Raw genomic sequence first — 490 nt, 5'->3', positions numbered from 1 at the left:
CACGCTTGCGGATCTTGCTGCTCAGCCACACCAGCGGGTCGTACTTGCGGTCCACCGCCCGCTCCTTCAGCGGGATCAGCGCGTTGTCGGTGATCTTGATGCCCTCGGGGCAGACCTCCGTACAGCACTTGGTGATGTTGCAGTAGCCGAGCCCGTGCTCCTCCTGGGCGGTGCGCTTGCGGTCGAGGCCCGCCTCGTCCGCCGCGTCCAGGGGGTGCATGTCCAGCTCCGCCACCCGCATCAGGAAGCGGGGACCGGCGAAGGCGGGCTTGTTCTCCTCGTGGTCGCGCACCACGTGGCAGGTGTCCTGGCACAGGAAGCACTCGATGCACTTCCTGAACTCCTGCGAGCGCTCCACGTCCACCTGCTGCATCCGGTACTCGCCCGCGGCCACCCCCTGCGGCGGCACGAAGGCCGGGACCTCGCGCGCCTTCTCGTAGTTGAAGGACACGTCCGTCACCAGGTCGCGGACCACCGGGAAGGCGCGCAG

At 68.4% G+C, this 490-nt stretch carries 1 protein-coding gene; it reads right to left on the bottom strand.

Annotated features, from left to right (window positions below; translation table 11 throughout):
* A partial coding sequence (locus tag G3I78_RS47795) for a succinate dehydrogenase/fumarate reductase iron-sulfur subunit (RefSeq protein ID WP_164436876.1) occupies nt 1-490 on the bottom strand: 490 nt, incomplete at both ends.

The organism is Streptomyces sp. SID13726, from assembly GCF_010548375.1.
Classification (GTDB): Bacteria; Actinomycetota; Actinomycetes; order Streptomycetales; family Streptomycetaceae; genus Streptomyces.
The sequence above is the reverse complement of the archived record's forward strand: the minus strand, read 5'-3'. Positions and strand labels throughout refer to the sequence as shown.